This window comes from Alteromonas sp. KUL150 (genome assembly GCF_009811475.1).
In the GTDB taxonomy this organism is placed as follows: domain Bacteria; phylum Pseudomonadota; class Gammaproteobacteria; order Enterobacterales; family Alteromonadaceae; genus Alteromonas; species Alteromonas gracilis.
Genome location: NZ_BLIJ01000028.1, coordinates 185,077 through 208,239, shown reverse-complemented (window position 1 = coordinate 208,239; position 23,163 = coordinate 185,077). Strand labels below are relative to the sequence as shown.

Genomic DNA, 23,163 nt, shown 5'->3' with positions numbered 1-23,163 from the left:
TCTCTTGCTATGCTTCACACTTTTACATATAAATTAGTGGATGCGAAAGCACTGTCGATAGACAACACTGTTGTAAACGCGACCGCGCTGAAACGATAGTTTTTATTTTCTTAATGATTTGGCTAGCTTGTAAAATTACATTGCAACCAATGTATATTGATAAACATTACAGATAAAGTGCTGCGCCATATACAACGCACAGACACTTTAAACTGCGAACGTTATGGTGTTAGCAAAGTTTCATCGCAGTGGAATATTACTCAGTTCAACATTATATGGGTCGGGTGAACCTATGGTTTCATGCACCCATTCTGCGCTATAGTAAGTATCTGAGTAACGCTCACCGCTATCGCACATGAGGGTAACGATTGACCCAGCTTCGCCGTTTTCGCTCATTTGCTTGGCAATACGTAGCGCCCCCCATAAGTTCGTGCCTGTAGAGGGGCCGGCTTTAATTCCCATGGTATTGTTTAACCAATGCATGGTGGCAACGCTTGCCGCGTCGGGAACCGCAATCATCTCGTCAATCACGTCGTGTTGAAAAGAGGCTTCTACTTTAGGGCGGCCAATCCCTTCTATGCGGCTTCCTCTCGTTGCTGTTAGCGTGTGATCTTTTGTTTTGAAACTTTCAAAAAACACACTGAATTCAGGATCGACGACTACAAGTTTGGAAGCTAGACCTTTGTAGCGTATATAGCGGCCTATTGTTGCCGACGTGCCGCCTGTGCCTGCACTCATTACTATGGTGTGAGGCACAGGATGAGGTTCAGCTTTCATCTGCTCAAAGATACTTTCAGCAATATTATTATTGCCGCGCCAGTCTGTAGCACGTTCGGCGTAGAGGAACTGATCCATAAAGTAACCGTGAAGCTCTTTCGCTACCTTAGTGGCTTCGCTGTGCATTTGAGTAGGACAATCTACAAAGTGGCACTGCCCTCCGTACCGCTCAATAAGGGCTATTTTACTCTGGGCGGTAGACTTAGGCATAACGGCAACAAAGGGGACACCAATCATTTTGGCGAAGTAAGCTTCAGATACTGCAGTACTGCCCGATGAAGCTTCAACAACCGTTGTTCCCTGCACAATTTTTCCATTGCAAAGGGCGTATAGAAAAAGTGAGCGGGCAAGGCGGTGCTTTAAACTCCCCGTAGGGTGCGTGCTTTCATCTTTTAAATAGATATCGATATTTTTGAACGCTATTGGCGCTAGTTTAATTAGATGCGTATCAGCCGAGCGTTGATAATCAGCGTTAATAGTATTTATGGCTTGTGTAACCCAGCACGTCATGTTGATCTCCTCATTGTTAACGACAAGGGTATCAATGCGATTAGAGAAATAACGTTTAATTTTTTTGTTTGAATAGTACTTTTTTAGAAAAATATTCTTCATTTTGTTCGTGTTGTAAAAAATTAAAAGGTTGGTGTGTCTGCTTGACAGAGAAATTGTGGAAACAAAGAATTTCAGCAACCTAGCTATTCTTGATATCTTTGTACCTTATTCCTTACCCCTCACCCCTCACTAGGTAATAAGTAACAACATGAAGACTACATTGCTTTTTACAGAAATAGCTTTTCTGTTCACGACCCTATTAGGTGCGCAAATTAGTGCAGAAGAGATTAACACGCTTAAAGTGGCCACATTTAACGTAAGTATGGAGGCCACCAATTATAAAGCCTTGGGCATGGAGCCAAGCGATGAAGTACTTCAACACGTTCTTTCAACGGGTGAGCATAGCCAAGTTAAAAACATTGCTGAAATTATTCAACGCGTTAACCCCGATATCTTAATGTTGAACGAATTTGACTACATTGCAGATAAGCGTAAAGGGGTAGAAGCATTTGTTAAGAACTACCTGAATGTTTCACAAGGTGGCCTTGAGCCTGTGGATTACCCATATACGTATGTGGCCACAGTCAACACAGGGGAGCCCACGACATTCGACTTAGATAACAATGGCAAAGCAGAAGGTTTTGGTGGCGATGCATATGGCTTTGGGCTTTATCCCGGGCAATATGGCATGGCGCTTTTGTCAAAATACCCTATTGATGTTGATGGTATTCGCACCTTTCAGACGTTTAAATGGCATCACATGCCTCACCCACAGGTTCCAATTATTCCCGATGAGAGCGGAAGTACTGATAAGGGCAAGCCTTGGTACGACGTAGAAGAGTGGGCCGCGCTAAGGTTGAGTTCTAAGTCTCACTGGGATGTGCCGGTGAAAGTAGGAGATAAAACCGTACACATACTTGCTATGCATCCAACACCACCTAATTTCGATGGAAGCGAGGATCGCAACGGCAAACGCAACTTTGACGAAATTAGGCTTATGGCAGATTATCTTTCTCCGGATAAAGGAGCCTACATCTACGATGATAATGGCGAGAAAGTCAGCCTGTCAGAGAACGCGCGTTTTGTACTTGTTGGTGATTTTAACGCGGCGGATATTGGAGATAAACATCGCGAGGGTGTAATTGAACAGTTAACCGAGCACCCGTTAGTTAATAACGACATAATTCCAACAAGCGCAGGTGGTGCAGGCGCGTCAGGAGCGGAGTTTAGTAACCGCTTTACTGCCTATTGGGGAGCCAGAGCTGACTATGTTTTGCCATCTCGATTTGGCTTCGATGTGAACGATACTGGCGTTTTCTGGCCTGCAAAAACCAGTGACCTATATCGATTAGTTAAAGACCGCGAAGCCAGCTCAGATCACAGGTTAGTCTGGATTAACTTGTTGTTGACCGAAGATAACTAAAAACCACAATTTTTGTGTTAGTTAATAGATAGAGGTATTATTACATCGTCTATCTAATAATATACCGAGAAGCCATTGAAGTTTGTGTCTCTCACTTTTGTGATGTGTTTGCTGTGGGTGATACCCATAGATGGCTTTTCGGTAGAGTCTTCTCAGCTCATGCCGCTCAACCGTTATTTCCCTCAATCGTGGGGAACGAAAGACGGGCTTCCTCACAATAGTATTCACGCATTAGCACAAACGTCCAATGGGTATCTATGGGCGGGTACTTGGGAAGGTGTAGCTCGGTTCAATGGTCAGCAGTTCACTGTATTTACCCGCGGCGCGCAAACGGGATTACCAGACTCCGGCATTCGAAGCTTGTATTACAACAAGTCCCGCGACGAGCTACTTGTGGCAGGAAACCGAGGCGGTGTAACGTCGCTTATTGCCGAGCAGTGGCATGCTCAAGCGCCCCTGTCTTCAATGGTTAATCATGCATTCAGAGACAGTAATAACGTGTTGTGGTTTGCGCTGGAAGACATGGGGATTGCAATGAGAACGCCTGACGGCACGCAAAAAGAATACATTGTAAATTCGAGTGCTTACCGCATAATCGAAGACGGATTTGGAGTAATCTGGTTTGCAACAAATCAAGGGTTATTCAAATACATAAACGATAAATTTCAGATAGCTGTACCCGACCACAACATACTCTCTGGTCCATCATTTACTCTCGCTCTTGATAGCAAAAAACGTGTTTTAGTTGGCACAGAACACGGTGTTTGGCAGCAAAGAAACGGTACCTTCGCGCTACTTCACAACTCACTTGCCGACAAATCAATTAGTAGTATTTTGCTTGATCATCAAAATAGCATTTGGGTAGGCACCATCAATCATGGCCTTTATCGTCTGAGTGACTTAGGCCTAGAAAAATTGGATGCGACAGCAGGTCTTCCCAATAACCGCGTTTTTTCACTGCTTGAAGATTTGGAAAAAAATATCTGGATTGGCACTAATGGTGGTTTGTTTAGGCTGCGTCGCGCGCTATTTACCACATTCTCGCAAAGCCAAGGAATGAGTGGAGACTTTTTGCGAACTGTTTTGCAAACGTCTGATGGCAAACTTTTATCAGGTGGAAGTGCTGGATTAGATATATTTTCCAATGATGCGTTTTCCAGCGCATCGCTCGCTACGGGTGAAGCTTTTTCTGTACTCAGTTTGGCAGCGGTAACTGAAGAGGTAACGTTAGTTGGCACCTATACAAAAGGTGTGCTGCGATATGAAAATGACCAACTTACTCCTTACCTCAATAGACATTTAGGGCTACCGAGTAATGAAGTAAGGGCCATTCTTTTAGCGAGTGATAACAGTGTTTGGTATGCCACGGCGCAAGGTGTAGTTCAACAAACGCCAGATGGAAAGCTAATCCATTTTAATGAACAAAATGGGCTACCTGCCCATTTTTCGATGGGCTTGGCAGAAGATCGTGAAGGACGAATCTGGATTGCTACAGGGATAGGGCTCGCCTATATCCAACAGGGTATTGTGCACGTAGTTTCGTTTCCTGAACATTCAGATGCACAGCACGCGTTCAGTTTTAGCGTTGTTGAAAAGGGTACTTGGATTACAACCGATCGAGGCCTTGCGTATTTTGACAATGCTACTAAGGCACTTAGTGTAATCGAAAAGTCGCAGGGGCTTCCCGTAGATAAACTGTTTTCAATCGGTATAGATCACAACAGCGGTGTATGGCTAAGTTCAAACCAAGGGGTCATTCTCACTTCACTATCAAGTCTTAAGGAGTGTCTGACACATCCAAGTGCATTATTGGAATTTGAGCATTTTAAGGAAGAAAATGGCCTGGCGAGTATTCAAATCAATGGTGGGTCACAGCCATCTCAGTTTGTTGATGTAGACGGAAATGTTTGGCTTCCTACTGCGAAAGGGCTCGCCACAGTAACGCCTGCAAACCTTGCCATGCTGAGTGAATTCCCTATTCCGGTAAGTATAGAGGCGGTACTACTGGACGGTGCTGACCAGCAATTTGATACGGATAAAAGGGAAGTAGACGTAACGCCGTTAAACACGCGAGTTGCGTTTCAGTATGCAGGGTTGGGATTCGCTATGCCTTCGCGTATAGAGTATCAGGCTATGTTAGTAGGATATGACCAAGATTGGGTTAACCGTCATCAATTTAGAATGACTGAATACACTAATTTAGCACCTGGTCGTTATCAGTTTAAAGTACGTGCTCGTTACATTGGAGGCACCTGGCAAGAGATTACGTCACCATTTTCTATTCGCGTGCTACCCAGCATTTATCAGACATTTGCTTTTAAATTCTCGGTATTTCTTTTCTTCTGCTTCGTTATCTATGCACTTTACAAAGTACGTTTTCATCACTTGAAAAAATCAGAAATGATTTTAAAACAAAGGGTCGATGAACAAACCAGGTCATTAGAATTACAAACCAAGCGGTTCGAGTTCCAAGCAACTCATGATGATCTAACCGGTATTGCAAATAGACGAGCATTCGACCGCTGGCTTGTACAATATTTTGAAGAGGCTAAAGCGAAACAATCTCCTCTATGTCTTGCCGTTATCGATATCGACCATTTCAAACAGGTAAATGATCAGTACTCCCACTTAGTAGGAGATAAAGTCATTACTGAGGTGGCCCGTATATTAAATCGCGAAGTTCCGCATTATGCTAAATGTGCAAGGTGGGGCGGCGAAGAGTTTACTGTGTTGTTACCAGAATGTGACTTGATAAATGCAAGTGTTGCTATGGATCATGTTCGAAAAATCGTGGCAGCACATGATTTCAGTTTTATAGCGCAAACGCTGAAAGTCACAATCAGTATTGGTGTAGCAAGTGCTGATGGCGCGAGAGATCACGACAGAATGTTAACCCATGCCGACCAAGCACTTTACACTGCAAAAGAATATGGCCGCAACCAAGTGACCATTTTCGAATAAACGATAAGTGAAGTAGTGGTTAATTACTACAACATCTTTAACCTGACTTTGCCGTAAAGCTCTACTGTGGCGATTGACCCAACTGCGCTTCTTCTCGTTCTCGTGAAACTGCCTCGAACAGCGTAAAGTAAGCCACCACAGCAAGATTAGCGACAAACCAAAGGTCTTTAATAACGAACTGACCTAGGCGATTGACGATAGTCGTGCTGTTAAAAGTATCCGGCACAGTAAACAAAAACGTTTGTGTCATAAGAAAAACCGATAAACAAGCCAGTCCGCTCGCAATGATCATCGGCTTGTTCTTAGTAAAGATGCCCGCACCCAATAGCAGTGCAAAGAGGACATCAAACCCACCAATTACATTCGATGCCCCTTGAACGCTAAACACAGCATATAGCCACGACATAAACGGTGATGTTTCAACTAGCCCCACAATCGCATTAGCTTCAAACTCGAAAAACTTCATGCCTCCTATCCATAATAAGACCATGGCTACAGGAGCAAAGTTAAGGTATGTAAGTTGCTTGAGCGAAAATTTTTCGCGATAAAACAAGAATAGGAAAAGCGGTAATACTGCGAAGTACTTAATGATGCCTTGACCGCTGCCAATAATCGGGAAGCCCCCTAAATCGGCCATCCATCTCGTTGGTGATAATAACGTCAGTAATGGAATGGCAGTTACAAAAGCGGCATATAGTGTTACTGCTTTTGCTGAAACTAGGTTAAAACGTGCTGCAATGGTCATTAACGGTAGCAACAGCAACGCGATACCAGAAAAAGCACCAAGGGCACTCTGGCTCAACACAGTGCCTAACGAGTAGAAATTAAATGTAGCGATAAGTGCATTGGGGTTTGCACCCAGTAAAAATGTTAGGCCAAGAACTGCGAAGCTAAAAGTGAGCAATGCGGTGACCATGCTTTCGGTTTGGTTTAGTGTCATAAAGCGTCCGTAAATACTGCTAGTTTTGCGAAGTGTATGTAGAGACCCGTCGAGGTAGCACTAAAATTTCATAGGTTTGATAATTTATTAGGCATAGCGCAATAAGCAAATAAGGATTTATCGACAAAATAAGAACTTATCTAATAGCAGTTGTCATAGGTAGCAGAGGTCTTAAATAAATTAGGTCTTAAGTAGTGTAGGGCTTAAATGGTTTGGTTTTTAAATAGTAGTGGTTTAAAAAGTAAAATAAATTGAGAGAAAAAATGAAACAAACAAGCAGTAGAGCACATAAGCGTTTTGGAATCTGGTTAGTAGCAGGCGCGTGTGCAGCCTTGTCTGCTTGTGGCGCTCAGCCCCCAGAACCTATTGATGAGCCAATCGCGAGTGTTGAAGACGTCGAAAGATTAGAGCAAGTTGTTGACACCTCCTTGCCCTTGGTACAGCAAGCCTATTCCATCGAGTCTGAAAAAGTGTGCGACAAACAAGGTGGTAAGTGGAAGAAAGTAGGCCGACAGCAGGCTTATGCTTGTGTGCTACCAGCGAATGATGCTGGTAAAGCGTGTAGTGACAGCAGCGAGTGTGAAGTGGCTTGTGTTACAGGAAAAAATCAGGTAGAAGCCGGGCAAAAGGTCAGTGGCGTGTGTTTAGAAACTACTGACTTATTTGGCTGCAGAGCCTATGTGTCTAAGGGGATTGTGGAGCATACCCTATGTGTTGATTAAGAGGCGTTAAAGCTAACGGGCGTTGAATGATGCACATGCCAACGGCGGTGCGCTTCATCAACCAATAGTCAACTAACGTGCAGGAAAGTCGAGTCTGTCCAGTTCACTCGCCGTCTCATTACATTCGCCTAATAGGTGCAGCCTATCTTCGGTTTGATGTGTATCGATTTCTATATAGCCGGTTTGGCAATAACCTGTTTCATCCAATTTTTCATCAAGAGAGGCATAGAGTTGCTCTGTCATTCTCTCACCGCTATCTGACGATTTTTGTGATGAGCCTCCTCGGTTTTCTTGTCCACCACGGCCGCCACGACCACCACCTTCACCACGGCCTCCTCTGCCGCCGCCATCTTTAGCGCCGCCACCTTTACCGCCACCTGGTTGTTTCATTGAAGGAATGCTAAACGCGAAAAGCTTGGTGCCGTCTTGCTTGATCTTGGTCTCAAAATATATTTCATCCTTGTCTAAAGGTGGTGGCCTGTGGGCGCACGCACTCACAATTAAAGAGGTCGTTACTACTAATACTGTTCTTTTCATTTTATTTTACGCTTGTTTAAACCACGTTACTTTGAGGTTCAAAAGCGTCTATTGTTACAATATGCAGTGTAAGTTTTGAGTAAAGTATTTCCGACTTATTTGGGGTGTCCGTTGTTGATTGGATACCAAAGTTCAATGGCTATTTATAAATAAAAACCTACTTTTATTATAGAGAATATAAGAGTTAGCTAATGCCGTTGAATAAATTGAAGGTATTCATAATTTCAATACTTCTGTGTTTCGCACTTCATGTGAGTGAAGCGAATGCTCAAGATTTAACGAAATTAAGCCGCTACGATCAGGTAACATATAGAGCGATAACCCTCTGGTCGAATAATAATGAACAATTGAATAATGAGTTAAGCAAACAAATTAAGTCGTCAGGTCTCCCTCGGGATGACTCCTCGCTGGGGCTTATCTTTAAACACGTTATCTGGGAAGGTTTTAACGGAGATAAAGCAGTTGAAAACTGGTTTAGCCGTCCAAGCAGGCTAATTGATACGGATGATTGGGATGCCCTTAAAAGCCTAGATGCTGAACTTTATGCTGGAGTTCGATCGTACTTTATTTATTCGAGTTCGGCTAGACACGATGGAGATGAACAACAAGTAAGTCCAGCGATAGAAAAACTTAGACGCTTAAAATCTGAAATGCTCGAAGCCTCAAATAGTAAGGCTGTTGCTCTTGTAAGTGCATGGCTAGGCAATGAATTTCAATCAAAATCGCATATTGACGCATTAGTCGAATTTAAATATTCGTTTAATTATTTGAACGTTGAGAAAGAAGATTCGTTCAAAGCTATGCTAACTCAAAGAGAAATTGCAGCATATATAGCGAATATACTCATAGAGCTTCAGCTTTACTCTGAGGCCTTGCAGTACGCAGATTATATTCTATCGATAGTGCCTGTAAGTGAGCGATATTCTGTAGACTACATTGCTTCAGTCCAAGCATTGACCCAATTAGGGCGCTTTTCGGAAGCTTTAGCAAAATCAGAATCGGCTGTTGAATTAGCAACAGAGCAGGACGATACAGATAATCTGATTGTCGCATTAATACTTAATTTATCTGTATATACGCATTATATGACAGAAGCCGAAGTCGATAAAATAAGAGGTTTAGCTGGGCGAATAGCGGCTGTTGTTGATGCAAGTACTAGCAATAGCTCTTCGCCAATGATAGAGGCGTATATTCAGACAGCTCTAACTCTAATTGAAGCATTAGATGGTAATGACCCTGTCACATTCTCTGAGGAGATTGATACTCTTACTGAAAAATATGAGACTTGGTCAGCACTGCACCCCTCACCAACGGATATCAACCTAAGGCTTTATCAAAATCTCCAGAGAATTTATGAAGTAAAGGGAAACTACAAAAAAGCGTATCAATTCGCTACTAAATATCGGTCGCTAAAATTAGATAGAAACCAGCTTATCTCATCTTCAAATGCTAATCTCGGTAATGACTTTCTCTCAAAAGAAATTGAAATCACTGAACTTAAAAATATAAAAATTAATAGAGAAAAAGACCAATTGACCAACCAAGCTAATTTTCTAAAAAGTATATTGTTTGGCGGTTTGGCTATTATTCTAGGTTTCACCACGCTGTGGTACCGACGTCGACACAATATCTCAAAAGCCTTGGCTGACGTAGACTCTCTAACCGGTGCTTATACTAGAAGAGCTATCAACAGTTGGTTGACCTTTATCTCACCTGAACAGGTTAATTGTGCAGTCCTTTTAGATGTCGATCATTTTAAAAAAATTAACGACAACTATGGGCATAATTTGGGAGACGAAGTGCTCAAAACACTGAGTCAAATCATCATAAAACGCATACGTAAAATAGATCGCTTATGCAGGTATGGGGGAGAAGAGTTTTTGTTGGTTATACAAGCAACAGATATCTCTGAGGCGAGCGCAATAATAAATGTTATTCGAAAAGAGGTAGAGGGCATTGAGTACTGGGGAGAGCAGGAAGTACCATTTAACGTAAGCTTCTCTGCCGGTATTGTAACATTTAAAAGCACTGATAAGATTGAGTCAGTATTAGAGCGTGCCGATCATCTTTTATACGAAGCTAAAAGAACTGGAAGGGCAAAAACGTTAACAGAATAGCCTTGATAATGGGGCATATGTTTACGGTGCTATGCTTAGTTTAATAACCAATAATAGAGTAACCTCATTAAGGTCACTCTATGCCACCAACAGGGATAAGTTTCATGCTTTCCAATATCATTCGCTTTGCGAAAAACATTGTAGTGTCCTTAATTGCAATCTTTGTGTGTTTTGGTGTGCTCGACTTCTTGTGGCTTGGCGTTATTGCGGATGGCTGGTATCAAAGTGAAATGGCTCCTCTGCTTAGAAGTCAATTTATCACGTGGCCTTGGGTGGTTTTTTACCTTATGTATGGATGCGTGGTGTTTGTACTTGCTGTGGTGGCGAACAGAGATAAGTCGCTACTTTATGCTGGGATCGATGGCGCGCTTCTAGGGTTGGCCAGTTATGGCGCCTACAATTTAACGGCGTACAGCATTATTGAAGGTTTTACTTTGTTTATCATGTTGATTGATTGGGCGTGGGGGACGTGCCTAACCAGCGCAAGCGCTATGGCTGGCTGGTTAGGGTATCAACTGGTTAAGGAAAAGAGTAGCGAATAATTCGCTTTAACACGCTGGCGTATTGTTTTATAAAGCCGCCAGTGTTGTAGTGCATGCCGTGTTCTTTGAATACGGCTTCTACTTTGGGGGCCATTTCCCGGTAACGCCTTGCAGGAATATCAGGAAACAAATGGTGTTCTATTTGAAAACTCAAATGCCCAGTGAGAACGTGAAACAGATTTCCGCCCTTAATGTTCGAAGAGCCTAGTGCCTGACGATAGTACCACTGTCCTCGGGTTTCATTAGTACAATCTTCCTCTTTAAACGTTTCTACGTCGCCAGTGAAATGACCGCAAAAGATAATGGTAGAAGTCCATAAATTGCGTAATAAGTTGGCAATAAGGTTGCCGGTAAATACCCATAAAAATAACGGCCCAGCTAGCAACGGAAATAGCACGTAATCTTTGACTAACTGACGCGCACCTTTGCTAAAAAAACGTTTTTTTAGTTCGCTATGGGTAACCTGATTTTTGCGATTGTCTTTTTTCTTTCCAAAAAAGACACGCTCCGCAGCCATTTCGTGGTAAGACACGCCCCACTGAAACATTACGCTAAGCACGATATATGTCGCGAACTGCCAAAGGTTTTTTACCCGCCATCTAAAGTCGTTAGATAAGCGAAGCAAGCCATAGCCAAAGTCTCTGTCTTTACCAATAATATTGGTATAGGTGTGATGCTCGTAGTTATGGACTCGATTCCAGCTGGAACCGTCGCAAGCAATATCCCATTCGTAGCGTCTTGAGTTTATATGTTTATCATTCATCCAGTCATATTGACCGTGCATCACGTTGTGGCCTATTTCCATATTATCGAGAATCTTAGCCGTAGCTAAACTCAATACGCCGGCAACCCAAAGCAGCGGTTGAATGAACCCCAACATGAGTAGTATGCGTCCACTCCACTCGCAAACTCGCTGAATAAGAATAATGCGTCTAATATACGAGGCATCTTCTGTCCCCACTTTTCGTTTTACGTCGGCCTTAATTTCATCAAACTGAGCAGCGAGTAACTCATAGTTAGGCTTTTTTCCATTGCTCTTTGGCTGAGCTACTTGAATCTCCTGAGTTTTGTGCACCGGTAACTGTGCTTGCTCAGTGACTTCTTCACGATGCTGTGTGTCTATCGTAACGCTAGTGGTCATAATTGGATCTCCAAATCGGTAACAGCTTGTGACACACATAATTGGATAAGTTGCTCTGCGCTATCTGAAAGTTCGCCAGTGCGGGTATCTCTCACCACGCCGCGTTTTTTAACGCATTGGCACTGGTGACAAATGCCCATGCCACAGCCGTATGTTACGGGTTGTTCTGCTTGTTGAAGTTGTGAAAGTAGGGATTGCTGATTGTCGATAGTTAAAGTTTCGCCGTTGTGTAGCAACGAGAAGGTTTCACTTTGGCCGGGGCTGGAGCTGTTTATAGCTGGAAGCGCAGCAAAGTGCTCACTCGAAAGGGGCGCACTGATTAGCTCTGCAAAGCGCCTTGCCTGCTCGTACATAGCATTTGGGCCACATACTAACCAGTGTGCGTTAGCAAAGTAAGATAAATGCGCTTCTAAATCACCGTCTTTCTGCTTGGTTAAAATTGAATAAGAGAAGCTTTCGCAGCGCTTTTGGAAAGCTGACAATTCGTCAATCAGAACGTGTTCATTGGGCTTGGCGAAATAAAGTAAATGCACCGGTGTGTTATTGAGTTGTGCTTTTTCTATGACATCATCGAGCATTGCAATAAAAGGGGTTATACCCGAACCGCCGGCTATCATGAGAAGGGGCTTTTCAACTTTCGGCCATATAAATTCCCCCATTGGCGCCGAGATATTTACCCATTGGTTAGGTGGACAAGAATGGAGGTGAGGCGTTAGGGCACCTTGGTCTTTCACTTTTGTCACCAGACGTATGCATTTAGTTCGCCGATGAGTGTTTGCGCCACTTGCTACAGTAAAAACGCGAGTGGTGAGCCTGCCATTAATTTCTATGGTCAATGCGATATGCTGCCCAGCGGCATGCGTAGGCCAAGCCCGTTCAGGCTTAAGTACCACCTCAAGCATATCAGTGCTTAAGTTTTTTACCGCCACAATTCTGGCTCTGAAATAGCCGTCGCGCCAAGCAGGTTTAAATTGCTGCACCAGTACTTCCCAGTAGCCCTTCCAAGAGCCATGGTGAAGTATGCTATCAGTAAATTTATTTAGTAATAGTCTCAATGTAGAACTCACACCTATATTCTGTCTGAATATCTTTAATACAAAAGTGATGACAATATTTAAGCGTACAACTGTACTCTCATTCAGCGAACAAGTGTAAGCTTAAATTTTTCTGCGTCAAGAGTAGAGGTGTAAAAATTTAGGGTAACGTCGTCGAAATGAGCTAATATTTTTGCGAAAAATGCAAAAGTGCTTTGTTAGAAATACGGGTTCTGACCTAGCTTATAGGTCCTATATTTACTGCTATCTGAACGTTTACAATGCAAAGAAGCTGAAAGGACCGATTTATGAAATTATTTCAAACCGTATCGCTGGCTGGAAAAACGCTTAAAAACCGTGTTGTTATGCCGCCAATGACTCGCTCTCGCTCAACCCAGCCTGGTGATGTGCCCAATGCCTTAATGGCAGTTTATTACGCTCAGCGGGCAAGCGCAGGGCTAATCGTAAGCGAGGGCACGCAAATTTCTGTGCTCGGTAAGGGGTATGCGTGGACGCCGGGCATTTATACCCAGGCGCAAATCGAAGGCTGGAAATTGGTGACAGATAAAGTGCATGCAGCGGGTGGAGTGATGTTTGCGCAGCTTTGGCACGTGGGGAGAGTATCTCATCCTTCCAATACGGAGGGGCAGCAGCCGATTAGCGCATCGGCAATTCAAGCACAAGGAGTAAAGGTGTTCGTTGATGAAGACGGCAACCCGGGCTTTGTCGAGTCGGTAATGCCACGTGAAATGAGTATTAAAGATATAGACGCGGTGGTGGAAGAGTATCGCGTCGCGGCTCGAAATGCTTTGGAAGCAGGATTTGATGGTATCGAATTGCATTCGGCTAATGGTTATTTGCTTAACCAATTTATTGATTCTCAGAGTAATGCAAGAACAGATGAATACGGCGGGACTTTACAAAACCGTATTCGATTCTTAAAAGAAGTGGTGCGGGCCGTGTGTGAGGAAATTGGCGCTGATAAAGTAGGTGTACGTTTAGCGCCACTAACAACATTAAACGGGACAGTCGACGATAATCCTGAAGAGACCTATCTTGCCATTGCTTCCATGCTTAATAGTTTCAAGATTGGCTATATGCACATTGCAGAGGCCGACTGGGACGATGCACCGCAAATGCCAATATCTTTCAAGCAGTCTATTCGCGGAGCATTCAACGGTATACTGATTTATGCAGGAAAGTACGACAAAGCGCGTGCCGAAAGCGCGCTGTCAGAAGGATGGGCAGATATGATTGGTTTTGGTCGTCCTTTTGTCGCTAATCCAGATCTACCGCATCGGTTAGCTAACGATTTGCCACTAAATGAGCATAAACCTGATACTTTATTTGGTGGTGATGAAAGAGGTTATACGGATTATTCGTTTGCCAAATAGACCTTCAATCGGCAGACGTTTAAAGAGTACATAGAACAAAAAGGGGCGCCGCCCCTTTTTGTGTGATTGTTGTTTTTGAAGATGCTTGCAGCTAAATACAGAAATTTTATACGTATCTGAGCTTGCTTAAAAATTACGGTTTCGATATAGCCAAGCAGCTATTCCGCTCCCCGCTATCAGCATCGAAGCTATTACCCACAATTTTGAAATTGGCGTTCCATTCGGGCATTGCAGTGCCATGGTCGCGCCAGCTAAATTCTGGCAGTCGAACAGTTGGCCTAATGCCAATACCAAAAGCCCAAGCAGCACGCCGATAACAGCATATGAAAAATTATTTAGCGACATACCTTTCCTATTGCGTTTCCATTTGTCGAGTATCACGATTCCAAGGCCGCAATGCACAGTTGTAATAAGTGATTGCATTAAACCGGTGCAGTAGTCACAGGGTTTGTAAAGCATATAGCGCTTTATAACTTTTATCTTATGGGTATTGGCGGTAAAACCAATACTGGCTGCAAGCCGTTAAACGGTAAAATTGTTCATTTTATCTTTAGTGCTCAAAAAGTGTTCGCATAACCAGGTAAAATCAGCGTCGCAATATTTACGCCAACCCCTATCAAAATTCCTCTAAATTCGGTACTATCCGCGGTCTTAAATTTTTAACGAAATAAGCGGACTATGTTTGAAATAAACCCCGTTACTAATGCGATAAAAGATATCCGCGAGCGCACCGAAGCGCTTAGGGGGTATCTTTGACTTTGATGCAAAGTCAGAGCGTTTAGAAGAAGTTAGCCGAGAGTTAGAAAGCCCTGACGTTTGGAACGAGCCAGACAGAGCACAGGCGCTTGGCAAAGAAAAAGTGGCCCTAGAGCAAATCGTAGAAACGATCCACAAGCTCGACCAGGGAACTGAAGACGTTGAAGGTCTTGTCGAATTGGCCGTTGAAGCCGAAGATGAAGATACCTTTATTGAGGCACAAACTGAGCTTGAAGGCTTAATTGAGCAGCTAGAAGTGCTTGAGTTTCGCCGCATGTTCTCCGGTCCTAACGATGAAAACGATTGCTATATTGATATTCAGTCGGGCTCTGGTGGTACAGAAGCACAAGATTGGGCCAATATGTTGCTGCGCATGTATTTGCGTTGGGGTGAAGCCCACGGTTTTAAAACTGAACTGATTGAAGTATCAGACGGTGATGTAGCCGGGATTAAAAGCGCAACTTTGCGTATTCAGGGCGAATATGCGTTTGGGTGGCTACGTACGGAAACAGGTGTTCACCGCTTGGTACGTAAATCACCGTTTGACTCGGGCAACCGCCGTCATACGTCGTTTTCATCAGCGTTTGTATATCCAGAAATTGATGATGACATCGATATTGAAATTAACCCGTCTGATTTACGTATAGACACGTATCGCGCATCGGGCGCGGGTGGCCAGCACGTTAACAGAACGGACTCTGCGGTACGTATTACTCACGAGCCGACGGGCATTGTGGTGCAGTGTCAGAACGACCGCTCGCAGCACAAAAACAAAGATCAGGCGATGAAGCAGTTAAAAGCCAAACTTTATGAGTTTGAACTGCAAAAACAAAACGCCGAAAAACAAGCGATGGAAGATAGCAAGTCTGATATCGGCTGGGGAAGTCAAATACGCTCTTATGTATTAGACGACTCTCGCATTAAAGATTTGCGCACTGGCGTGGAAACACGCAACACTCAAGCCGTGCTAGATGGCGACTTGGACAAATTTATTGAAGCCAGCCTGAAATCTGGGCTGTAAACCGAACAACGAAGTGAAAGGTTATGACTGACCAACAAACAGACGATAACAAATTGATTGCAGAGCGCCGTGCAAAGCTAAGCGCTATTCGCGAGCAGTGCCGTGCAAACGGTTTCCCAAACAGCTTCCGTCGCGAAAACTATGCGGATGAGCTTCAAGCTAAGTTCGGTGAATTCGACAAAGAAACGTTGCAAGAACAGGGTAACAAAGTAAGCATCGCTGGCCGTATTATGGCTAAGCGTGGTCCTTTCATGCTGCTTCAAGATATGACTGGTCGCATTCAGGCATACGCGGATAAAGACACGCAAAAAGCCCTCAAAGCAAAATATGGTGCACTAGATATTGGTGACATTATTGGCGTGGCGGGTGACCTACATAAGTCAGGTAAAGGCGATCTTTACGTGAACATGGAGCAATACGAGTTGCTCACCAAAGCACTTCGTCCATTGCCAGAAAAATTCCACGGTCTGAGCGATCAGGAAACGAAATATCGCCAGCGCTACGTTGACTTGATCACAAGCGAACAAACCCGCAAAACCTTCATGATCCGTAGCAAGATTGTAAACGGTATTCGTAATTATCTTACCGAGCGTGACTACCTTGAAGTAGAAACGCCAATGCTACAGGTTATTCCTGGTGGCGCGACCGCGAAGCCGTTTGTGACTCACCACAATGCGCTAGACATCGATATGTACCTGCGTATTGCACCAGAGCTTTACCTTAAGCGCCTAGTGGTTGGTGGTTTTGAGCGCGTGTTCGAAATTAACCGTAACTTCCGTAATGAAGGCTTATCAACCCGTCACAACCCAGAGTTTACTATGCTTGAGTTTTACCAAGCGTATGCAGACTACAACGACCTGATGAACCTTACAGAGGATATGCTGCGCACGCTGGCAGAAGATATTCTTGGTACAAGCATTATCAAAAACACAACTAAAGACGCTGAAGGTAACGTAACGTCTGAAGTTGAATACGACTTTGGTAAGCCGTTTGACCGCTTAAGCATGGGCGAAGCTATTCTTAAGTACTGGCCAGAAGCTAACGAGGAAGCCATCCGCGACCCAGAGGCGAACCTTAACGCGCTTAAAGCGATGGCAAAACAGCTCCACATTAAAGAGCCTGAAGTTGACGGTATTTGGGGTGCAGGTAAGTACCTTTGCGAAATCTTCGAAGCGACAGCGGAAGAGAAACTTATCCAACCTACGTTTATTACAGAATATCCGTGGGAAGTATCGCCGCTTGCGCGCCGTAACGACAACAACCCATTCATTACCGACCGCTTTGAATTCTTCGTAGGTGGACGTGAATTAGCGAATGGCTTTAGCGAGCTTAACGACCCAGAAGATCAGGCGGAACGTTTTGCCAAGCAGGTAGAAGAAAAAGACGCTGGTGACGATGAAGCCATGCACTTTGACGATGATTACATTCGCGCGCTTGAATATGGTTTGCCGCCAACAGCGGGTGAAGGTATCGGAATTGACCGCTTAGCTATGCTATTTACTGATAGCTCAACGATTAAAGACGTTATCTTGTTCCCACACATGAAGCCTCAAGCGCCAAAAGACGCACAAGAAGCGGGCGAACAAGAGTAAAAAGTAAGAGTAATAAAAAAGAGCGTCGACCTGCTTATGTATAAGTAAGTCTGCGCTTTGCTTAAAGGCTGAGCGCCTTAACACGCTCTACTAAAAGGGTATTCTCGGGAACGGGAATACCCTTTTTCTTTGCCATTTCCACAATATAACCATTGATGGCATCTATTTCTGTTTGCCTACCGTGGGCCACATCCTGATGCATGCTTGAATAGTTTTCTCCGGTCGCTTTGGCTACCGACAGCACGTTTTCATGAACTGATTTTGCATCAAAATCTAGCCCGTAAGCATCCGCAACCTGGGTGAATTCATTGCAAATTCCGATACGGCTTTGTTCAAATTCAGCATCAATAATGTACTTATTTTGAATATTGTGAAGCGCCGTTAATGGGTTAATTACTGCATTAACCGACAGCTTCGTCCACAACGCTTTTAGGATATTACTTTGGTATTGCACAGGAGGGAATGCGTCATGTAATGCGGCAATTGCGCTGGCAAGCTTGGGCTTTTTTTGTGAGAGGTCTGACAGCGTGTCAGGTGGTGGTCTATCACATGTAGGCGCGTAAATTTGGGGCGCGCCAATTTGGGTTGAGCCAACGCCAGTATACTTAACATGAAAATCGCCGCTCGACGCGCTTACTTTTAACGCGCCATGACTGGTTGTGGCAAGCAGCAGCGGATAGTCACAGCCTAACAGCTCTGTTGCGGCCTCAAGCCCGCCCATACCGTTGTGAAGCAGTACTACTGTAGGTTGTTGTGTGAGATAGGGAAGCCACTGCAATAAGGCTGCTTTAAGTTGATATACTTTTAGGGGGAGTATCAGCACATCGGTTTCTGCCAGCGTGACAGGTTCAAACTTGGCAGGCTTGAGCATGGTGGTTTGACCATCTTGCCATTGTGCCCATGACGGCATGCTTTTTCTATTTCTGGGGTAGCAGTCATACGGCACGCCGTTTTTCTGGGCGCTCGCAGCAATTAGGCTTCCTATGGCACCGCCGCCAACTATATGTAGTTTACCCATTAGCATCTATTAAACATTCAAAGTAGCTTCTATTTTATTATGACTATTGGCACCTATTAAGCATGTAGCGCATTTTTCCTAGCGCACCGGCATAAAGCGTGCGGGCAGAGAAGGCCATGGATAAGTTTCTGGTGCATTAAGCCCGTTGTACCAAGTCTGCACATCGGCTTCGTTGATTGCTTCACCTGTATCGAAAGGTGCAGTAACTGCTAATTCACCAGAAGACAAAGGAAGGTGCAAATGCCATGCATGAAGATACAGCCTGTCTGATGCCTCACCCCCATATAGTGTATCACCGAGAATTGGCGCGCCGATACTTTTGAGCGCCACGCGAATTTGATGGGTTTTCCCCGAGTGAGGTTTAACGATAAAACCGCGAGTTCCGGGCTTTGCCGCGTTACTGAAAAACTGGGTGATGGCGGGGTTTTCCTGAGTCTTTAGAAGGATACGTTGCCCACCTCGACGATTTTTCATATCGCCGATTATCATACCTTGTTTCTTTTTAGGTTTTTGAGCGCTCAAGGCTAGATAGTATTTATTTACACGTCTAGATGAGAAGAGCGCGCCGATTTCGGCGGCTGTTTGGCTGTTTTTGGCAAGGCATAAACAGCCTGATGTACCAGTATCTAAGCGGTGGCACAGATGCAATTCTGTTAGTGTAAGCTGTTTTTTAAGAAGCGAGACTAATCCATCTGTTCTTGAATCTGTCTGTGCAGTTGAACTCAGGTTTTCACAGGGTGTTATCGTTTCATTACCTTCTTTAATTACGCCATTTTCATCAACAGCATCGTGCATGGCAATGCCTACAGGCTTGTTAACAATGAGGACGTTATCGTCCTCAAAAATAATTGGAATAGCTTGCACTAGCTATTTTCTAACTCAGAAATGGCCTCTTCGTAATCAAGCTCGTCAACCGCATCAACGATAGCTGCACGCTTTTCTTGAGGCAAAGCAATGGCATCAAGCCAATAATCTAGTTTGTCTTGTGCGATGAACTCACTGGCTTTTAGCGCAGCCAGTAATTGCTTTCTGGCTTGCTCAGCTGCGGCTCCAGTCGCTTGGGTTGACGACGGTGCTTCTGTTTCGGGCTCCTGAATTAGTGCATCTACCGCAGCGATCGTTTCATTGAGCAGACCTAAAAATACGGGATATTCATCAGCTACGCGATTTTCATTTCTAAAAGCGCTTTCTACTGGCTTGCTAGCATTATGTAGAGCAAACAGCCCCAGATTACCTGTTACGCCTTTTAGGGTATGAACAAGAGAGTAGGCTTCGTTAAAGTCGCCTTTGGCAATATGGGCTTGCAAACTGGCATCAAGAGTACGGTATTCATCGGTGAATTTGCCTAGTAAAGTAAACAAAAGTTTTTTGTTCCCGCTCAACTGAGACATTCCGAAATCAATATCGAGTACTGTTGTTGACTGATCCATGCGCTTATCCTTATTTAGCCACTTGTTTTTTGTATCAAATGGAGATCATTGATTATTTCATACATCACGTCTGCCGATTACATTGGCCAAAACGTAGTATATGAAGACTTCATCGCGTCAGTGTATTTCAGAAATACATAAATTAATACAATCATAACAAAGTCCAAACAGGTAAAGCGCTAAAAAGTCTGGTAATCTTCGGAAATTCGCTATTGCAAAATACGGCTCACGTTATCAGTGCCTTCTCAATTTAATTTTGTAGTGAAAAAGCGTTGTTATTTTAAAAGGAATCATCATGTCAGGAAAACTGACCCTACGTACTTTAAGTCTCACAATAGGTGTAATGTTTGTTGCGGCATGTCAGCACGTGTCAATAGAACAATCTAAGAACGAAGCGACGTCTCAAGAACTTGCAACAACCGCCGTATCCATACCCTATGAAAAGTATAAGCTAGAGAACGGCCTTACCGTTATTCTTCATGAAGACCACTCAGACCCGCTGGTCCATGTAGATGTTACTTATCATGTAGGTTCTGCGAGGGAAGATATAGGGAAATCTGGCTTTGCACACTTCTTCGAACATATGATGTTTCAAGGCTCTAAGCACGTTGCTGATGAGCAGCATTTTAAAGTTATTACCGAGTCTGGCGGTAATCTGAACGGCACCACAAATACCGACCGCACTAACTATTTTGAAACTGTACCGGCTAATCAGTTAGAAAAGGTGTTATGGCTAGAATCAGATCGTATGGGCTACCTGCTAGAAGCCGTAGATCAAACCAAGTTTGAAAACCAAAGAGAGACCGTTAAGAACGAACGGGCACAGCGAGTAGATAACCAACCTTATGGGCTGCGTTTTGAACTCAATGGCGAGGCACTATACCCAGAAGGCCACCCTTACTCCTGGATGACCATTGGTTATGTTGAAGACTTAGACCGAGTTAATGTTAATGATTTAAAAGCGTTTTTTAAACGCTGGTACGGTCCTAACAATGCCGTTCTCACCATTGGTGGTGATATCGACGTTGCCAAAACCAAAGCGTGGGTTAATAAGTATTTCGGTGAAATTCCAGCGGGTCCTAAGGTAGAAGAACCTAAGCCTCAGCCCGCGATGCTTAAAGAAACGCGCTATATTACTTTAGAAGATAAAGTGCATCTTCCGCTTCTGCAAATTACTTATCCCACCGTATATGGTCGCCATGAAGATGAAGCGCCGCTTGATGTGCTCGCTGATATTTTGGGCGGCGGAAAAACATCATTGTTCTACAAAAATTTAGTGAAAGAAGGCATTGCAGTACAAGCAGTGGTATCTCATCCTTGCCGTGAACTTGCCTGTGAATTCCAACTTTTAGCGCTAGCAAATCCTGCAAAAATCACTTCTTTGTTAACGCTACAGAATGTGCTGAATGAAACTCTCAAAGAGTTTGAGCAGCGTGGTGTAACGTCAGACGATTTAGCCCGTACAAAAGGGCAAATAGAGGCTCGCACCGTGTTTGGTTTGCAAAGCGTTTCCGGCAAAGTCTCTGCGCTTGCTGCGAATGAAACTTTCTATCAAACGCCAGACCTGATTGCTGAAGACATTGAGCGCTACAATGCAGTGACAGCTGAAGACGTAATGCGCGTTTATAAAAAGTATATTAAAGACGCAAATAGCGTTGTATTGAGCGTCGTGCCAAAGGGACAGGTCTCGCTTGCTGCGGCTGAACAAAATTTTGAGCGCCCTATAAGAAACATAGACGTTGAAACTGTGAAGGTCACTGATGAAGAAGTGTTCAGTAGCGCACCATCTAGTTTTGATAGAAGTGTTATGCCTGTAGCTGGTGAAGCGCCAGTCGTTGATGTGCCTGACTACTGGGAGGCTGAACTTGCTAACGGAATTGAAGTACTCGGTGTAACCAGCACAGAAACGCCTACGGTAACGCTAACTATAGGTATGGACGGTGGCATGTTGCTAGACCCAGAGGGTAAAGCGGGTACAGCTTACCTAACGGCACTGCTCATGAACGAGACAACAAAAAACTACAGTAACGAAGAACTGGCCAGTGAACTTGCTAAATTAGGCAGTGCTATACGTTTTAGTACCGCAGGAAGGTACTCGCAAATTTATGTATCTACACTCACTAAGCATCTAGATGAAACGCTGACACTGTTAAAAGAAAAGCTGTTCAACCCAGCGTTCAGCGAAGAAGACTTCGCGCGTATGAAAGAGCGGGTGATACAAGGACTGCAGCAACAAGCGCAAACCCCTTCTAGCCTAGCGCGACGAGCAAGAGATCTTATCTTGTTTGGCGATGAAAATCGCGTGAGTTTGCCGGATGAAGGCACACTGGAAACCGTTCAAAACATTACGCTTAATGATGTTAAAAGTTTTTACGCTAACTACTATTCACCCGATAAGGCGAGTATTGTTGCCGTTGGCAACCTGTCTAAACAATCCATGGTCAACACGCTCGATTTTATTGGGCAGTGGCAAGGTAAAACTTATGAGTTTGCTGATTACAGTGAATTTCCAAAGTATGATGAAAATCAAATTTTCCTGATAGATAGTCCTGAAGCCGTACAGTCAGTGGTTTATATTGTCGATAGAAGCTTACCTTTTGACGCAACAGGCGATCACTTCAAATCTCGGCTTATGAACTTCCCATTAGGCGGCGCTTTTAATAGTCGCATTAATTTAAATCTGCGAGAAGATAAAGGTTTTACTTACGGTGCTAATAGCGGTTTTGTCGGTGGTAAAACACTCGGGTGGTTCGAAGTGAGTACAGATCTTACAGCGGTCAACACCGGTGAGGGTATCACAGAAATCTTGAAAGAGATCAATCGCTACCGCACCGAGGGCGTAACAGAAGAAGAAATCGCGTTCATGCGTAATGCATTTACGTTAAGTGATGCACTTGAGTTTGAAACACCAACCAGTAAAGCGCGTTTCTTAAGACAGTTATTAAGCTATGGTCTAGAAAAAGGTTATCGAGAAGAGCAGCTAGACATAATTAACCACATAGACAAGAAAACGATAGATGCGTTGGCAAAGCAATATTTGAATCTAGACAAGATGCAAATTATTGTAGTGGGCGACAAAGCAAAAATTTTACCCCAGTTAAACGCGCTATCGATGCCGATTATCGAGTTGTCAGTAGAGAGTAACACCCGAGAAACGTTAAACTGATAGATTAATTTTTATTGAATTTATACTATTGTCCCCCATA

18 protein-coding genes are annotated in these 23,163 nt (G+C 43.9%); 9 read left to right on the top strand and 9 right to left on the bottom strand.

The genetic code is table 11. The features are described 5' to 3' along the window. Positions 1–240: 240 nt before the first annotated feature. On the bottom strand, positions 241–1,287 hold the full coding sequence (locus tag GVO62_RS06175) for a PLP-dependent cysteine synthase family protein (protein ID WP_159118192.1): 1,047 nt from the start codon (positions 1,285–1,287) through the stop codon (positions 241–243). A gap of 250 nt (positions 1,288–1,537) precedes the next feature. On the opposite strand from GVO62_RS06175, the gene GVO62_RS06170 reads away from it, so the two are divergent. Beyond that, positions 1,538–2,752 carry an endonuclease/exonuclease/phosphatase family protein gene (locus GVO62_RS06170; RefSeq protein ID WP_173359475.1) on the top strand — a complete coding sequence of 405 codons (1,215 nt, stop codon included), beginning with the start codon at positions 1,538–1,540 and terminating at the stop codon, positions 2,750–2,752. A 102-nt stretch (positions 2,753–2,854) separates the two neighbouring features. After that, positions 2,855–5,713 (top strand): ligand-binding sensor domain-containing diguanylate cyclase, encoded by a 2,859-nt coding sequence (locus GVO62_RS06165; RefSeq protein ID WP_308469234.1) that lies wholly within the window; start codon positions 2,855–2,857, stop codon positions 5,711–5,713. 61 nt (positions 5,714–5,774) lie between these two features. On the opposite strand, the gene GVO62_RS06160 is transcribed toward GVO62_RS06165, so the two are convergent. Further along, positions 5,775–6,653 (bottom strand): DUF417 family protein, encoded by an 879-nt coding sequence (locus GVO62_RS06160; RefSeq protein WP_159118191.1) that lies wholly within the window; start codon positions 6,651–6,653, stop codon positions 5,775–5,777. Positions 6,654–6,916: 263 nt separating this feature from the next. Here GVO62_RS06160 and GVO62_RS06155 point away from each other — a divergent pair, with 263 nt between their 5' ends. Beyond that, positions 6,917–7,375, top strand: a complete 459-nt coding sequence (locus tag GVO62_RS06155; protein ID WP_159118190.1) for a hypothetical protein — start codon at positions 6,917–6,919, stop codon at positions 7,373–7,375. A 72-nt stretch (positions 7,376–7,447) separates the two neighbouring features. Here GVO62_RS06155 and GVO62_RS06150 read toward each other — a convergent pair whose 3' ends face one another. After that, positions 7,448–7,912: a hypothetical protein gene (locus tag GVO62_RS06150; protein ID WP_173359477.1), complete on the bottom strand. Its 465-nt coding sequence runs from the start codon at positions 7,910–7,912 to the stop codon at positions 7,448–7,450. A gap of 191 nt (positions 7,913–8,103) precedes the next feature. Between GVO62_RS06150 and GVO62_RS06145 the strand changes: the two genes are divergently transcribed. Then, on the top strand, positions 8,104–10,029 hold the full coding sequence (locus GVO62_RS06145; RefSeq protein ID WP_159118189.1) for a GGDEF domain-containing protein: 1,926 nt from the start codon (positions 8,104–8,106) through the stop codon (positions 10,027–10,029). 104 nt (positions 10,030–10,133) lie between these two features. Then, the gene (locus GVO62_RS06140) at positions 10,134–10,571 is read left to right on the top strand and encodes a DUF2177 family protein (RefSeq protein WP_159118188.1); all 438 of its coding nucleotides are present in this window, start codon (positions 10,134–10,136) and stop codon (positions 10,569–10,571) included. Here GVO62_RS06140 and GVO62_RS06135 read toward each other — a convergent pair. After that, on the bottom strand, positions 10,549–11,712 hold the full coding sequence (locus tag GVO62_RS06135; protein WP_159118187.1) for a fatty acid desaturase family protein: 1,164 nt from the start codon (positions 11,710–11,712) through the stop codon (positions 10,549–10,551). The two genes, GVO62_RS06140 and GVO62_RS06135, sit on opposite strands and share 23 nt — an antisense overlap. Beyond that, positions 11,709–12,779, bottom strand: a complete 1,071-nt coding sequence (locus GVO62_RS06130) for a flavin reductase family protein (protein WP_236547082.1) — start codon at positions 12,777–12,779, stop codon at positions 11,709–11,711. Before GVO62_RS06130 ends, GVO62_RS06135 begins: the two co-directional genes overlap by 4 nt. A gap of 275 nt (positions 12,780–13,054) precedes the next feature. Between GVO62_RS06130 and GVO62_RS06125 the strand changes: the two genes are divergently transcribed. Next, complete coding sequence (locus tag GVO62_RS06125) at positions 13,055–14,140, top strand: alkene reductase (RefSeq protein WP_159118186.1); 1,086 nt, start codon at positions 13,055–13,057, stop codon at positions 14,138–14,140. A gap of 126 nt (positions 14,141–14,266) precedes the next feature. Here GVO62_RS06125 and GVO62_RS06120 read toward each other — a convergent pair whose 3' ends face one another. After that, positions 14,267–14,485 (bottom strand): hypothetical protein, encoded by a 219-nt coding sequence (locus tag GVO62_RS06120; protein ID WP_105932038.1) that lies wholly within the window; start codon positions 14,483–14,485, stop codon positions 14,267–14,269. Between the two features lie 333 nt (positions 14,486–14,818). On the opposite strand from GVO62_RS06120, the gene prfB reads away from it, so the two are divergent. Then, positions 14,819–15,917, top strand: a protein-coding gene (prfB, locus tag GVO62_RS06115) for a peptide chain release factor 2 (protein WP_159118185.1) whose coding sequence is annotated in 2 segments (ribosomal slippage) — positions 14,819–14,893 and positions 14,895–15,917 — 1,098 coding nt in all. Because the reading frame shifts where the segments join, the coding sequence is not laid out codon by codon here. A gap of 23 nt (positions 15,918–15,940) precedes the next feature. Then, a complete protein-coding gene (gene lysS, locus GVO62_RS06110) occupies positions 15,941–17,509 on the top strand; it encodes a lysine--tRNA ligase (RefSeq protein WP_159118184.1) in 1,569 nt (522 codons plus the stop codon). Positions 17,510–17,570: 61 nt separating this feature from the next. On the opposite strand, the gene GVO62_RS06105 is transcribed toward lysS, so the two are convergent. From GVO62_RS06105 to GVO62_RS06095, 3 genes are all read right to left on the bottom strand, one after another. After that, complete coding sequence (locus GVO62_RS06105; RefSeq protein ID WP_159118183.1) at positions 17,571–18,527, bottom strand: ketopantoate reductase family protein; 957 nt, start codon at positions 18,525–18,527, stop codon at positions 17,571–17,573. 78 nt (positions 18,528–18,605) lie between these two features. Continuing rightward, positions 18,606–19,391 (bottom strand): pseudouridine synthase, encoded by a 786-nt coding sequence (locus tag GVO62_RS06100; RefSeq protein WP_159118182.1) that lies wholly within the window; start codon positions 19,389–19,391, stop codon positions 18,606–18,608. Continuing rightward, positions 19,391–19,957, bottom strand: a complete 567-nt coding sequence (locus GVO62_RS06095; RefSeq protein WP_159118181.1) for an Hpt domain-containing protein — start codon at positions 19,955–19,957, stop codon at positions 19,391–19,393. Before GVO62_RS06095 ends, GVO62_RS06100 begins: the two co-directional genes overlap by 1 nt. Before the next feature lie 295 nt (positions 19,958–20,252). Between GVO62_RS06095 and GVO62_RS06090 the strand changes: the two genes are divergently transcribed. Beyond that, positions 20,253–23,123, top strand: a complete 2,871-nt coding sequence (locus GVO62_RS06090) for a M16 family metallopeptidase (protein ID WP_159118180.1) — start codon at positions 20,253–20,255, stop codon at positions 23,121–23,123. The last annotated feature ends 40 nt before the right edge of the window (positions 23,124–23,163 follow it).